8 protein-coding genes are annotated in these 13,670 nt (G+C 57.3%); all 8 read right to left on the reverse strand.

Features of this window, described 5'->3' with window-relative positions; translation table 11 throughout:
• Nucleotides 1–17: 17 nt before the first annotated feature.
• Entirely contained in the window at nucleotides 18–1,841 is a 1,824-nt protein-coding gene (recD, locus tag WFN75_RS15690; protein WP_336996459.1) for an exodeoxyribonuclease V subunit alpha, read from the reverse strand.
• Complete coding sequence (gene recB, locus WFN75_RS15695; RefSeq protein WP_336996460.1) at nucleotides 1,838–5,383, reverse strand: exodeoxyribonuclease V subunit beta; 3,546 nt, start codon at nucleotides 5,381–5,383, stop codon at nucleotides 1,838–1,840. Before recB ends, recD begins: the two co-directional genes overlap by 4 nt.
• The gene (ptrA, locus tag WFN75_RS15700; RefSeq protein ID WP_336996461.1) at nucleotides 5,380–8,262 is read right to left on the reverse strand and encodes a pitrilysin; all 2,883 of its coding nucleotides are present in this window, start codon (nucleotides 8,260–8,262) and stop codon (nucleotides 5,380–5,382) included. Before ptrA ends, recB begins: the two co-directional genes overlap by 4 nt.
• Nucleotides 8,263–8,409: 147 nt before the next feature.
• Nucleotides 8,410–11,778 carry an exodeoxyribonuclease V subunit gamma gene (gene recC, locus WFN75_RS15705; RefSeq protein ID WP_336996462.1) on the reverse strand — a complete coding sequence of 1,123 codons (3,369 nt, stop codon included), beginning with the start codon at nucleotides 11,776–11,778 and terminating at the stop codon, nucleotides 8,410–8,412.
• A gap of 12 nt (nucleotides 11,779–11,790) precedes the next feature.
• Entirely contained in the window at nucleotides 11,791–12,117 is a 327-nt protein-coding gene (locus WFN75_RS15710; RefSeq protein WP_301280678.1) for a prepilin-type N-terminal cleavage/methylation domain-containing protein, read from the reverse strand.
• A complete protein-coding gene (locus WFN75_RS15715; protein WP_336996463.1) occupies nucleotides 12,102–12,509 on the reverse strand; it encodes a DUF2509 family protein in 408 nt (135 codons plus the stop codon). Before WFN75_RS15715 ends, WFN75_RS15710 begins: the two co-directional genes overlap by 16 nt.
• Nucleotides 12,506–13,069 carry a prepilin peptidase-dependent protein gene (locus WFN75_RS15720; RefSeq protein ID WP_336996464.1) on the reverse strand — a complete coding sequence of 188 codons (564 nt, stop codon included), beginning with the start codon at nucleotides 13,067–13,069 and terminating at the stop codon, nucleotides 12,506–12,508. The genes WFN75_RS15715 and WFN75_RS15720 overlap by 4 nt, the downstream gene beginning before the upstream one ends.
• A complete protein-coding gene (locus WFN75_RS15725; RefSeq protein WP_336996465.1) occupies nucleotides 13,060–13,524 on the reverse strand; it encodes a prepilin peptidase-dependent protein in 465 nt (154 codons plus the stop codon). The genes WFN75_RS15720 and WFN75_RS15725 overlap by 10 nt, the downstream gene beginning before the upstream one ends.
• Between the last annotated feature and the right edge of the window lie 146 nt (nucleotides 13,525–13,670).

Raw genomic sequence — 13,670 nt, forward strand, 5'->3', positions numbered from 1 at the left:
CCCTGCGGGAGGGGCAGTTACAGCGCTTCGAAAAGGGTGTTCAGGCCGCTACGCCGCTCGGTTCGCGTGGTGACAGCCTGCGTCAGGACACTCTCATCCGCATACAAAGATAAGCGGCGACGCGCACGGGTAATGGCGGTATAGACCAGCTCACGGGTGACGACGGGCGACATCTGTACTGGCAGAATCAGCGCCGCATGATCGAACTCCGACCCCTGGGATTTATGCACTGTCATTGCCCATGCGGTTTCATTTTCCGGTAAACGGCTTGGCTGAACCGATTTCACGCGGCCATCCGGCATCTGGAACCAGACACGTAACCCCTGCCCGCGATCCAGGGCAATCCCGATATCCCCATTAAATAACCCGAGCGCGCTGTCGTTGCGCGAGATCATAACCGGGCGGCCCTCATACCAACGGGAGAGGGGCTGACGGGTAATCTTGCGTTTTTGCGCCAGTACCTGCTCCAGCTTCTCGTTCAACCCTGCCACACCGAAGGGCCCTTCTCGCAGCGCACACAGCAGCTGGAACTCGCCAAAGGCGGCGATGACTGCCTCCGGGGAGGCTTGCTGCTGAACGGCCTGCAGGAAGCGCTGATATCCGTCCAGAGCATCGTCGAGCATGCTCAGATACTCTTCACCGCTTTGTAGCGCCTTTTTCTCAATATCGCTGAAACGACCATCAAAGACGGTACTTAAGGCCTGGCGATCGCCGCGATTGACCGCCGCCGCCAGCTGACCAATGCCGGAGTCACTACCAAATCGATAGCTCTTTTGCAGCAGGCACAGGCTGTCGCGCAGCGCCCCTGCCACCTGGCTGGCATTACCTTCGAGCGCGTAGCCCGTCAGGCCAGCAAGCTCCTGCGCGCGCTGGGCAGTGAATCCCGCGCTGGCCCAGGTGCAGATATCCCCCAGCACCGCGCCGGCCTCTACCGAAGCCAGCTGATCGCGATCGCCTAAGAAGATCACGCGCGCATGCGCAGGCAGCGCATCGATCAGGCGCGACATCATCGTCAGGTCAATCATGGACGCTTCGTCTACCACCAGCACATCCAGATGCAGTGGATTACCTACGTGATAACGCAGATTCTGGCTACCCGGCTGCGCCCCCAGCAGGCGATGCAGCGTGCTGGCCTCGCTCGGGAACAGCTTGCGCTGCGCCTCTGTCAGGGGCAGTTTTTGCACTGCGCCCCCCAATGACTCCGTCAGGCGTGCCGCCGCTTTGCCCGTCGGTGCGGCCAGGCGGATACGGCATTTTGTCTTGCCGGCCATCTGAATCAGCGCGGCCAGCAGGCGCGCCACGGTGGTGGTTTTACCGGTACCCGGCCCGCCGGAAATGACCGAGATTCGACGTGTCAATGCGACTGCCGCGGCCACTTTTTGCCAATTCACGTCGCCCTCGACGCTAAACAGGTCGTTGAGCGTCTTCTGCATCTCTGCTTCATTGTGCGTTAAAGGCTGGTTCGCTTCCGTGAAGAAACGCGCCACGGCCTGCTCGTAACGCCACATCCGGTTCAGATAGAGCCGATCGTCAACCAGGATCAGCGGAGTAGGTTTCGCGCCATCGCTCACCGCCGGAGAGTCCATTAACGCTCCCCGCCAGTCGGGATCGTCCCCCAACAGATTAAAGCAGGCCAGCAGCGGGGCTGGCGTTTTCGCGTCGGGCTTCAGGCGCGATAATGGCAGGCAGACATGCCCTTCCCCGGCATCATAACTGAGTAAAGCGGCAGCCAGCATCAACGTCGGGTGGTCGTTATCTGCCACCATCATGGCAAATTGCACATCCAGACGACGCAACAGACGCTGCTCAACCGCCTCAAGTAAGCACTCCTGCATCGTCATTGCGCTACCTCCTCTGTGGTGCCAGCAAACAGGCTATCCATCTGGTTAATCAGGGCTTCGTCAGGACGCGTGCAGAAAATCCCCGATCCCGGCGCGCTGCCGTCGACGCCACGTAAAAACAGATAAATCACGCCGCCAAAATGGCGCTCATAAGTGTAATCCGCGATGCGATGACGCAAATAGCGGTGTAACGCCAGGGTATAGAGCTGGTACTGCAGATCATAGCGATGCGTCTGCATCGCCCGCGCCATCGCCTCCTGGGTGTAAGCATCACGGTTCTCGCCCAGCCAGTTAGATTTGTAATCCAGCAGGTAATAACGGCCGTTATGGCGAAATACCAGGTCGATAAAGCCTTTCAGCATGCCGCGAACCTGACGAAAGTCGAGAGGTGGGCAGCCCTGCGACAGGGGATCATATCGACGAATTAGCGCGTCCAGCGCCGTAGCGGTAAGCGGGCCAGAAATAGGCAGATAAAACTCCATCTCTACCTGTTTCTCTTTCGCCGTTAACTGACTCAGAGAGATGCCTTCATCGTTCAGCGGCGCCTGTAAAATACGGGTAATCCAGGCTGTCAGCACTGGTTGCCAGCGTACGTCGTACCCCCCTTTTTGCAGCACATCCGCTACCCAGGTTTCTGATAACGGCTGGGTAAAGTCGAGTGTTTCAAACAGGCTATGCAGAAAGGTCCCAGGGGACGCACCACGTGGAAACTGGTGCGGCGTCAGCTCCGGCTCCTGCGCGACTTCTCCAACGCCTGCGGCATCGACATCCAGCCGCGGCATCAGATCCTGTGCCAGCGCCTGGCCGTGCTGCTGCAAACCGGAGTAGCTAGTGACCCGCCAGTCATCCGCCAGCGCGCGGGCGATTTGTCGCGCCTGCAGCTCAGGAGATAACGATTCAGGCATTTGCCAGCGGTCGCTGTCTGCCACGCCGGCCGTGAGCAGCGAGATATGCTCATTGCAGAGCGCCTCCAGACACTGGCGCAGCCCGACGGCGTCTTTCGCTTCGCCTTTTTGCACCAGTCGCCCCAGCGCGCTGAGATGGAAATCGCTCTCGCCGGATTTATCGCCACGACGGCGTGATAGAGGAGCCACCCCCAGGCTGCAGTGCCATACGGAACGGGTGAGCGCCACGTACAGCAGGCGTAGATCTTCTGCCAGTCGCTCCGCCTCGGCAAGCTCAATACTGGCATCGGCCTTGCTGAGATCCAGCACCGCTTCGAAGGTTTTGCGATCGTGGTAGAAGGCCTGATCCTGCACCCGATAGTTAGCAATAAAGGGCAGCCAGACCAGCGGGTACTCCAGGCCTTTGGATTTGTGAATAGTCACGATCTGAACGAGGTGTTTGTCGCTTTCCAGGCGCATCTGCTGGCTGGAAGCATTGCTGTTTGGCTCGGCAATATGCTGCGCCAGCCAGCGTACCAGCGCGTGCTCGCTTTCCAGCTGCGAACCCGCTTCCTGTAACAGCTCGCTAATATGCAGGATATCCGTTAAACGCCGCTCGCCGCCGGGAGTGGCCAACATATTCTCGGCAATCTGTCGCTGCGTCATGACATCGCGCAGCATTGCCATCACGCCCCGCTTTTGCCAGCGGTCGCGATAGCGGGTGAACTCTTCTACTGCTGCATCCCAGTGGGTTTCATTATTATTCAGCGTATCGATATCCTGCGCGTTCAGCCCCAGCATAGAGCTGGCGAGCGCACTGCGCAGCACGTTTTCGCGCTCCGGCGCCAGCACCGCCTGCAGCAGCCAGAGCATCTCCTGCGCCTCCAGCGTTTCGAACACGCTGTCGCGGTTGGAGAGATAGACCGAAGGGATGCTGAGCAAGGTTAGCGCGTCGCGCACCAGCGCGGCCTCCTGGCGACTGCGCACCAGCACAGTGATATCCGATGCCTGCACCGGTCGGGAATCTTTGCCTGTATGCAGCACGGCTTCATTGCGCAGCCCGGCGCTCAGCCAGTCGCGGATTTGTGCCGCGCAGTGCTGGGCCATAAAGGCCTGGTAGTCTCCTACGCCGCAGCCCTCTCCTTCCATCAGCCAGAAACGCATCGCCGGCTGTGCTTCACCCTGGTATTCGAAACGTAACCCGGCATTTCTTTCAGCCCATTTGACCGGTTTGAAAGGAATGTCGCGGAACATGAAGGCATCGTCCATCTGCGAGAAGAGCCTGTTTACGCTCTCGACCATGCCAGGCGCGGAACGCCAGTTAGTATCCAGCGTATAGTGCGCCGCCACTTCGCCACGTGCTTTCATGTAGGTGAAGATGTCGGCGCCGCGAAATGCGTAGATCGCCTGCTTAGGGTCACCGATCAGCAGCAGCGCCGTCTCCGCTTGCTGGCGCCAGATGCGGCGAAAGATACGGTACTGTTGCGGGTCGGTATCCTGGAATTCATCGATCATCGCCACCGGGAATCGTTTACGAATCGCGGCCGCCAGCGCTTCGCCGTTTTCACTGTTAAGCGCAGCATCAAGTCGACTCAACATGTCGTCAAAGCCGAGCTCGCCTCGACGGCGTTTTTCACGCGCTACGGCTTCGCGGATCTCCACCAGCGCACGGGTAATCATTAAATCGTTCAGAGTAAGCGACTCAGCCAGTATCGCATCAATGGCGGCGAACAGCGGATGTTCCGGTACCTGGCCGCCCGCTTTGGTGCGTTCGGTCAGGGATGTCTGAGAGAATTTTTCCAGCGCGTCAGGCAACTGATAGCTACAGGTCTCTTCTTCAGCCCAGGCGTTAATTCTCTCAATGTATTTCGCCTGATTACCCCGGTTAAGCTTGCGCCTGTCGATGCCCGAATTTTCGATGATGGCATCAATCTCACCGACCCCACTGCGCCACTGCTCTTTCATCGCGTCGATCGTCGCGATGATCTTTTCATGGCGAGAGGCCAGGGTTTCATCCGCAGGCGGCGGGGATTTAATCACCGGGGCTTCCCCCTGCAGATAACGATCGATGGAACGCAGCAGCGCTTCCGGCCCTTTCCACAGGTCGTGAACAGCCTGGGCGATATCGCGCGGCAAGGGGTAACAATGGCGACGCCAGAAATCAGCGCAGGCCTGGTAGCGCAGCTCAGATTCATCTTCGATCAGCTGTTGTTCAAAGAGCATGCCCGATTCAAAGGCATTGAGGCTGAGCATCCGCTGACAAAAACCGTGGATAGTAAAGACCGCCGCTTCGTCCATCTGCCGCTCTGCCAGCAGCAACCATTGCGCCGCCTGTTCGGTATCGCCAATCTCTTCGAGCAGGCTGGCATAGAGCGGGTTATCGGTGGCGTTTCGCAGGCAGGCGATGCGTAGTTCGTGGATGTTGGCGCGGATACGGCCACGCAACTCTTCCGTTGCGGCCTCGGTGAAAGTCACCACCAACAACTCTTCAACGCTCAGGGGGCGGCTAAAGGCAGAACTGCCGCCCAGGCCAAGCAGTAGTCGCAGGTACAGGGCGGCGATGGTGAAGGTCTTTCCGGTTCCCGCTGAGGCTTCAATCAACCTTTCGCCCTGGAGTGCTAAACGAAGGGGATTAAGAGACTCAGCGGTATCGGTCATTCTTTCTTGCTCCATGGCAGTGATTGCTGCAGCTCACTTACGCTTTTCCAGACTTTCCAGCCGTCCGGGTGGAGGTATTCGACCTTCCCGTTCTGGCTACCTGACACCTGGGAGAGGATGGCCATCCCTTTAGGATCAACCACCGCCTGGTGGAAGAAGTCGGCCACTTTTTGCGGCGTGAGCTGCTTAATTTCGGCCACTACTTTATCACGCGAATCGAAGCGCATATTACCCCGATCGAAATCTTTGCTGATTTTTGAGGCCTCTTCGCCCAGGGTTTGTGGCGCCTGGTTGATCTGCGCAATCACTGCCTGCTGGATTTGGGCAAACTCTTCCGGCTTCATGGCGCGAAGCTTCGCCTCTGCCTGCGGGAAGAATGCCTGATAGCGTTGCCACAGATAGGCAGGCTGCTTATCGCTGCTTTGCAGCAGGAAGCCGAGCCCCCACTGGCGCCCGACGTTCATCGAGAAGGCAAAGACCGCATAACCCAGCTGTTCTTCAGTACGCAGCTGGTTATAGAACCATGGCTGAATGATCTGCCCCAGTACCGCGCTGTTTGCCGAACTGGCAAACTCGTCGTATCCGGTAGGGACAAAAACGGCCGCCAGCGCAGAGTCAGAGGTGTTGCTCTCTTTATCGAAAATCACGTTCTGCTGTTTTTCGACCAGCACATCCTGATTACGACACCATTCATTACCATGAGCATTCAACTGGTCACGGACATTTTTCGCCAGCGTTTTCGTCTGCTCTTCCGTCATATTTCCGACCACCAGAAACTCCGGACGGGCATTGGCTTTCAGCGCATCGCGATAGGCCATCACCTCTTTCAGACTGATAGAGGGCAGCAATGCACGGCGCTCTTCACGCTGGAAGTACGGAATCTGAGACAACATTTGCACCGGCATGATCGCCTGATCAAAAGCTTTGCCTTTTTCCGCCGAATCCATCATCTGGGCATACCATGACTTCGCCTGCTCCAGCTGATCCTCGGTTGGCGTATAGCTGAAATATCCCGCCAATAGGGCCTGGAAAAGCTGCGGCAGCCGTTGGGTATAACCGTTGGCATTGAGCATCAGGCCATTGTTGGCATTGGTCGAGAAGCTGATCCCGCCGACGGCGGCCTGGTTGCTGAGCTCGTCCAGCGCGATCCCCGCCAGATAATCATTCAGGGCAAACATCACCTGGTTGCGGGCACTGTTCATGGCCGCAGGATTACGCAGTATCACACTAACGTCGGCCTTCGGCTCGTTAGCAAAGTACTGGCTTGGGGTATAGACCACCCGCAGAGTTGGCTCATCGACAATCAGTTTGGGTTGAGGATAAGCCCCCTGAGGCTTGATCAGGGTGAAGTCATCAGGAATGTAAGGGTTCAGCTCCGGCAACTTGAGCGCGATGGCCGCCGATTTTTGCTGCCAGTCGGTAAAGGTTTTATCGCTAATTTTATCGACCTGATAAGGCGCATTGACGAAATAGGCTGTCTTGTTGTGCGGTTCATCCGGGCTGATATACCAGATGCGGGCATTCTGCGGCGTCATCATCTCCAGACGGGCTTTCACCGCGGCAGCATCGTATTGATCGGCAATATTGACCGCGTCAAGCGTGTGCTCAACCGGCACGCGGATCATGGTATCAGCCAGCCACTCGACGTAATCCATATCGCGGGTGATAGAGGGGTAACGGAAGTCGAGATCCAGCACGTGAGCCAGTTCGTCAAAGTAGCGCTTATCGACCCCTTTCTCGCGCAGCAGATTGAGGTAGCTGAAAATCGCCGCCACCACCTCGTCGCGATGGGCAAGGCCTTTATCGGTTAAGGTTGCGGAGATGGCGAGCACGCCACTGTTGCCGTTTACTACCGGATCGGAATCAGCGCGGATACCTTCTGCCAGCCCCTGCTTTTGCAGCCAGTCCGACAGCGTATCGGCGCTGCGGTTGCCGATGAGGTAGTTCACCAGTTCGTCGGTTTTACTGCGGAACTGGGCGGTGTTGTCGTCAATACGAAACTCGACGCGCAAGACTTTACGCGGCATCGCCGGTACGTAATGAATGATCACCCCTTTTTGTGCATCGGTCACGACCGGGACGTCAATTTGCGGTTTGGTGATGTTTTTATTCGGCACGCGGCCGTAAGTCTCAGCAGCGATTTTTGCCAGTGCTGGCAAGGGCTTATTACTGTACACCACCGCTTTCATCAGGTTGGCGGAGTAGTATTTATCGCGAAACGCATGCAGGGCATCCAGCACCGGGCTGCCGGGTTTGTCGCTCAGGGTTTCGAGGTTCCCACCAGAAAAACGGGAAGCCGGGTGCGCCGGGTTGATGGTCTCGGCGCTTACCTGGGCCATACGCATCCCGTCACGGGTACGGGCCAGCGTCAGCTCTGCGTTTACGGCGTTGCGTTCGCGATCGGCATACTTTTTATCCAGTAACGGCGAGGCAATCGCATCCGCAAGACGATCTACCGCCCCTTCCAGGGCGTCATTTTCCACTTCAAGGTAGAAGGCGGTGCGATACGGCGCGGTACTGGCGTTGTGGCTGCCACCGTGCATTTTTAAAAATTCGGCGAGACTGTCGGGCTGCGGGTACTTTTTCGAGCCCATCAGGATCATATGTTCAAGATAGTGTGCAAGCCCGGGATGCGCATCGGGATCTTCCAGCGAGCCAACCGGCACCACCAGCGCCGACAGCGACTTTACCGCCTGAGGATCGGAAACCAAAAGCACAACCATCCCGTTATCAAGCCGAATAGCCTGATACTGACGGGTGTCTTTGTCGCTTTTGCGGATCGTTTCCTGAAGGGGTTGCCAACCGGTGTTCGCCTGACTGAAGGGTGCCCAGAGGGCGACAAACAAAACAAACGCTTTCAACATGGTGCTGCCTGGCATTCACTACCTCATCATCACGGACGACATCATTAACGTGTTTCGTGCCGAACGCGCCGGCATCTCTTTATCGTGGTACATCAGTCCGTGACGCGATGGGCATCATAATTCAATGCTTATGACCGCGCAATTTTTATACAGCCGCCAGGACTAATTAAATTTGAACAAAGGTAACAGATAGCGCTGCGCCTCTTCCGTGATAGCGTCAAAGTATTCCGGTTCAAGGGTGCGCCATAAACGCTGATACCAGACATCATCCCCTTCGCCGCGCACCATCATATTGCCCTCGTAGGCCTGCAGGAACTTGCTACGCGCTTTTTGCAATGTGGCCTCATCGGTTAACATGACATTGTTTGTCGCGTCGTAACAGGTTTTTACCCATGCCCCCCCACTTTCTGGCAGCAGAAGTAGCGGTTGGTTCATTCCTTGCAAATAACCGGCAACAAGCTGTTCCAGATAGTGCATAGCCTGTTCCGCCGGAAGCGGCGGGAATCGCCACTCGCCATCCTTGCGCACAAAGAGCCGGCTTTCGCCTTCACCGCCACTGGCACAGTAGACAAGATGTTCCAGCCAAAGTTGCAACCCTTGTGAAACGCTCAACATCGCTGGGCGCCAGCGCAGCAGGCCATCCGGCTGTACATGCTGTAGCCAACCGGTGAGCGGGATACCGCTGCATTCGAGATCGATCTCCATGCTGATACCCGGCTGGCGACATTCAATCACGCGGGAAGCGAGCGTCTGCATCTCCTGACACTGAGTCTCCCAGACGATTTCGCCAAAGGCGCCATAGGGTAGCTGCCCCGCAGCGCGAAAACGACGAAACAGCATGTCGGCATCTTGCTCATCGACCAGCGCATTCAACAGTTGCTGATTAAGCTGATAACGGCTTAGTCCCTCCAGGGTAAAGGGCTCCGCATCGGGGATTTCGCTCTCTTCAGAGCGGAAGTTGACCTGCAGGCGCATCTGGAAAAAAGCGCGCACAGGGTGCGCCCAGAAACGCTGTAACTGCTCGAAGGTAATGGCGGTGATGGGCAGCGCTGGCAGCGGCTGTATAAAGTCGGTATGGGCTTTGCCTTCTCTCTTCGCCGCCGGTAACCATTCGCGGGCATAGCTCTGCTGCTCGCTTGCCACGTAGTTGGCTGGATCAAATGGCATGCGGCTGTGATAGCAGGTGATATGCGCTTTCACCCGCTTCTCGCTCTCATCACAGTTACGTTCTTCATCGCCCGGCAGGTAATGGCTCTGCCCGATATAGTCCACCAACTCCTGCACCAGCACGGAGGGGAAACGTTCGCTGTTATCCTGAATGGAGCGACCGATATAGCTGATGTAAAGTTTTTGCTGAGCTGAGATCAAGGCTTCAAGGAACAGATAGCGGTCATCATCACGACGACTACGGTCGCCACGCTGGGGATTCTGGCTCATTAAATCGAAGCCGAGCGGGGCCAGCGCGCGTGGATAGACACCGTCGTTCATCCCTAACAGGCAGACCACCTTGAACGGAATGGAGCGCATTGGCATCAGAGTACAGATGTTAACCGGCCCGGCCAGGAAGCGCTGGCTGATACGCTCCTGATCCAGACGCTGGGTCAATTCGTCGCGCAGCAGGGAGAGGGGAATCGCTTCGCCATAGTGAGAATTTACCCCCTCTTCGATGATCGCCTGCCACTGCTGCTCAATCAGCGCCATTGCCGCTTCGGTCTCCTGGTCGGGCAGGAAAAAGTCATTCAACATTTCCCGGGCGACTGGCAGCCACGCTTCCAGCTCCCGGCTCTCCATCAGCCTGCTACGCCAGCGGTTAAGCTGCATCAGCAACGAGGCAAGATGCCCAACCAGTTCGGCAATTAAGCCGCTTGATTCGTCATAAGGCAGAACGTCGTTCCACTCCCCCTGGCTGCTCTCCATGGCATAGCCGAGCAGCATACGGGTCAGCCCGAATTGCCAGGTGTGCTGGCCCGTCACAGGCAGTTCAAACGCCTGCACGTTGTCGTCATCCATCCCCCAGCGCACGCCCGATTCGTTTACCCACTGGCGCAGGTAACGTAGCCCCTCTTCATCAATGTCGAAACGAGCAGCCAGCACCGGCACGTCCAGCAGCGCCAGTACGGTTTCAGGCACAAAGCGGCTGTCTGGTAGCGTAAGCAGACTGATAAAGGCCTGCAGGGCCGGATGAGACTGGCGCGCGCGACGGTCAGATACGGCATAGGGAAGATAGCGATCGCCCGTCGCGCTGCCAAACACCGCCTGAATAAAAGGACTGTAGCTATCGATATCGGCCACCATGACCACGATATCGCGTGGAGTGAGCGACGGATCGTCCTCGAGCATCGCCAGCAGTCTGTCATGCAGCACTTCTACTTCACGCTGCGGGCTATGGCAGATATTGATGGTCACGCTGCGATCCTCGGGATCAAGCAGGCGTTTTCTATCGCTGCGGGCAAACTCATCGGCAGTGATTCCCGCGACGGCACTGTTTTCCAGATCCAGAATATCCAGTTGAACGTTATGCAGCAGGCTGTCGGGCGTGATATCTACAAACGCATCCACATCCCCTTCACCCGTTTCCGTGATCTCCGAAAGCATGTAGATATAGTCGCGTCCCAGCTTGCCCCAGGAGGCCAACAAAGGATTCGCCAGCTCATGGATCCCTTCATCGTTAAAGCGTTGCGCCGCCGTCTCGCTGTCTTTGAACAGCGGGACACTGCGCTCATCGAAAAGACGTCGCCGCTGACGGGTCAGCCTGCGTGCCAGCCAGCGGGCATCCTGAATATCACCCCAGTAGTGACGACAGGGATTGGTAAAGAGAATGTGGATATCAATGTGTTTACCCAGCGCATTAAGCGCCTTCAGGTAGACCGGCGGCAAAGCAGAAATACCGCAAATAAAGACCCTTGAAGGCAGGCCTTCTGGTGCAGAGTCTGCAGACTCCAGCATGGCGATGAAACGCTCATATAAATTGGCACGGTGCCAGCGGGGCTGCCCCAGCGCGTGCGTATGTTCCACCAGTGCCTTCCAGAGCGGGGCCTGCCAGATTTGCGCCTGATCCAGGCCATCAATCAGTTCACCCGCTTCCCAGCGGGTGAGCCATTCCGGGCGATAGACCAGATACTGGTCATAGAGATCCGCCGTCCGCGAGGCCAGCTGGAAGATTTTTCGCTTATCCGTATCGTCGTTGAGATAGTGCCGCAGCATGGCAAACTCATCGCGGGGTAACATATCGGGCAGAAGCGACATTAGCTTCCAGCTCATGCTCTGCTTATTGAACGCGCTCTGTTCTGGAATTTCTGGCAACACGCGGACGAACATATCCCAGATAAAGCTGGCGGGCAGCGGGAAATCAATATTGGCGGCGATACCAAATTTTTGCGACAGGGACATCTGCAGCCATTGGGCCATACCGGTGCTTTGAACCAGGATCATCTCGGGTTCAAAGGGATCGTCGAGCCGTTGCTGTTCGACGATGAACTCCATCAGTGCTTCCAGCACATCCAGGCGGTTTGAGTGGTAGACCCTTAACATAACTGCTCTCAACTATTTGCTGATCGGACAGTGCAGGCGTGTCATCTGCCCCTGTCGACCTTGTGGAGAAATAAGTGTGACCGAGATGCTGACACATCCGGCGTGCGTTGTCTGCCCCCGGTTTATTTGCCAGCCTTCCGGGAGAGTGCTGGCGTGGAGCTGAGACTGGTTCCAGCCATGGCGCCAGAGCTGGCGATAGTGATCGAGCATGACGAACCGGCTGGCCAGGGCACGATGATAGCCCGCCAGCATCGTGACGACCATGATCATCAGCGCCATTGCCAGTAACACCTCGACAATACTGAATCCACGCTGTCTGCTGATTATTTTACCTGACACAGTGCGGTCTCCTTTATGGGGCAAAAGTCGCTCCAGCCGTGGCGGGAAAATACGACCTCACCGGAGGGGACGCTTCCTAACCGCCACAGCGTGCTGCCTTCGCTGCCGGCAATCAATAGACGCTGGTCATCCCCAACAGGACGCAGACACGCCCACCACGTCTGACTGGGATGCTTTTGGCATTGCTGCTCAGCGACAGGCTGCCAGCCAAGGGTGCGCGCCCACTCCATCGCTGACTGCGCCCCGGCCTGCTGCTGTATAGCATGACGTTCAGCATTGACGATGAACAACAGCGTATTCAGTTGCTGGTTGTGCCCGGCCAGCAATAGCGAGCCCAGCATCAGGATCATCAATACCATTGCCAGCGAAGAGATCCCTTTTTGCCGCTTCACAGGTTATACCCCGTCACACTGTGATAGGCCTGGAAAACCCGCCCCTGCCGACCTGCAAACGCGGCAGAAAGTGCCAGGGTAAGCTCCGGGGCAAACCCCGCTCGCTGCACCTTTTCTACTTTAAAATGAACAACCGTGACCCTGTCCGGATCCGTTATCCGCTCCCAGCCTTTACCCCAACAGGATGTAGCCCCGCGCAGCGTTTCCAGTGCCCCGGCATTCAGACGAAATCCCGTTTGCTCCGCCGCCGTTTGTGGGGTGGTTTCCCAACGGCCATTACTGTTTTCATCCCATTGCACAATGACGCACTCACCCTGCGCGCTAAGCTCTAACGCAGCCCCCTGACAGGTGCCGGCGCAGAAACCCGCGCGCTGCAGATGTTTGCCAATACCTGCTAATCGCAGCCCGATCTCCTCTTCAATTTCCTGCTGCGCGGTCTGCGTTTGCAGCGCCCGCTGCAGCCCCGGCAGGAAACGGACGGCACTGAGCAGCAGCAGGCTGCTGATGGCCATCGCGATCAATACTTCCGTCAGTGAAAAGCCTGTCTGTTTTAGCGGCATGCAAATTCTCCCTTTGCGCTGCACATCCTGATGCGGCCCCAGGATGAGACAATCACCAGCCACTCTCCCGCCGGGCTTTGAAGGTGAATGCGCCCGGCCCAGGCCGTATCCCGAAGCCCATAGAAGCCTAGCCCGGGCGTGATCGCTTTGACGCTGATGGCTGGCCAGAGGGGGATTAGCACCCAGGGATCATGCTGCTGGCACGCGACTGCCTGCTCCCTTTGCAGGCACCAATGTTGACCGCGCTGCCCGAGTACCACCCTATGGTCGCGGTTATTACGCCAGGCATCGTTGCGCAGTATAACCAGGTAGTCACGTACCTGACGTGCGGTCTGCCAGAGTTGCTGCTGTTGCTGCCAGCTTCGCCAGCCATACAGCCCCGCCGCGCTTAGCGTCACGACAAGCGAAATAGCCACCAACGTTTCGATGAGCGTAAAGCCCTTTGCGATTTTCATGTGCGGAGTGTGGCGCAGCGGCGAAGCGCTGGCGACAGGCAAGTCGGCGGTTTACGAGGCGGTTTCCACGCTTTTTTTGACATTGCAGCCCGTTGCAAACAGGGCGGAAGCAGGGCCGCAAAAAGAGATTACAGGCAAAAAAAAAC

This window comes from Leclercia sp. UBA7405 (assembly GCF_037152215.1).
GTDB lineage: Bacteria > Pseudomonadota > Gammaproteobacteria > Enterobacterales > Enterobacteriaceae > Enterobacter > Enterobacter pneumoniae.

Excerpts from the sequence above, each read along its gene's own strand:
- recD (WP_336996459.1), bottom strand. The coding sequence starts at position 1,841 with ATGACGATGCAGGAGTGCTTACTTGAGGCGGTTGAGCAGCGTCTGTTG.
- recB (WP_336996460.1), bottom strand. The coding sequence starts at position 5,383 with ATGACCGATACCGCTGAGTCTCTTAATCCCCTTCGTTTAGCACTCCAG.
- ptrA (WP_336996461.1), bottom strand. The coding sequence starts at position 8,262 with ATGCCAGGCAGCACCATGTTGAAAGCGTTTGTTTTGTTTGTCGCCCTC.
- recC (WP_336996462.1), bottom strand. The coding sequence starts at position 11,778 with ATGTTAAGGGTCTACCACTCAAACCGCCTGGATGTGCTGGAAGCACTG.
- WFN75_RS15720 (WP_336996464.1), bottom strand. The coding sequence starts at position 13,069 with ATGCCGCTAAAACAGACAGGCTTTTCACTGACGGAAGTATTGATCGCG.
- WFN75_RS15725 (WP_336996465.1), bottom strand. The coding sequence starts at position 13,524 with ATGAAAATCGCAAAGGGCTTTACGCTCATCGAAACGTTGGTGGCTATT.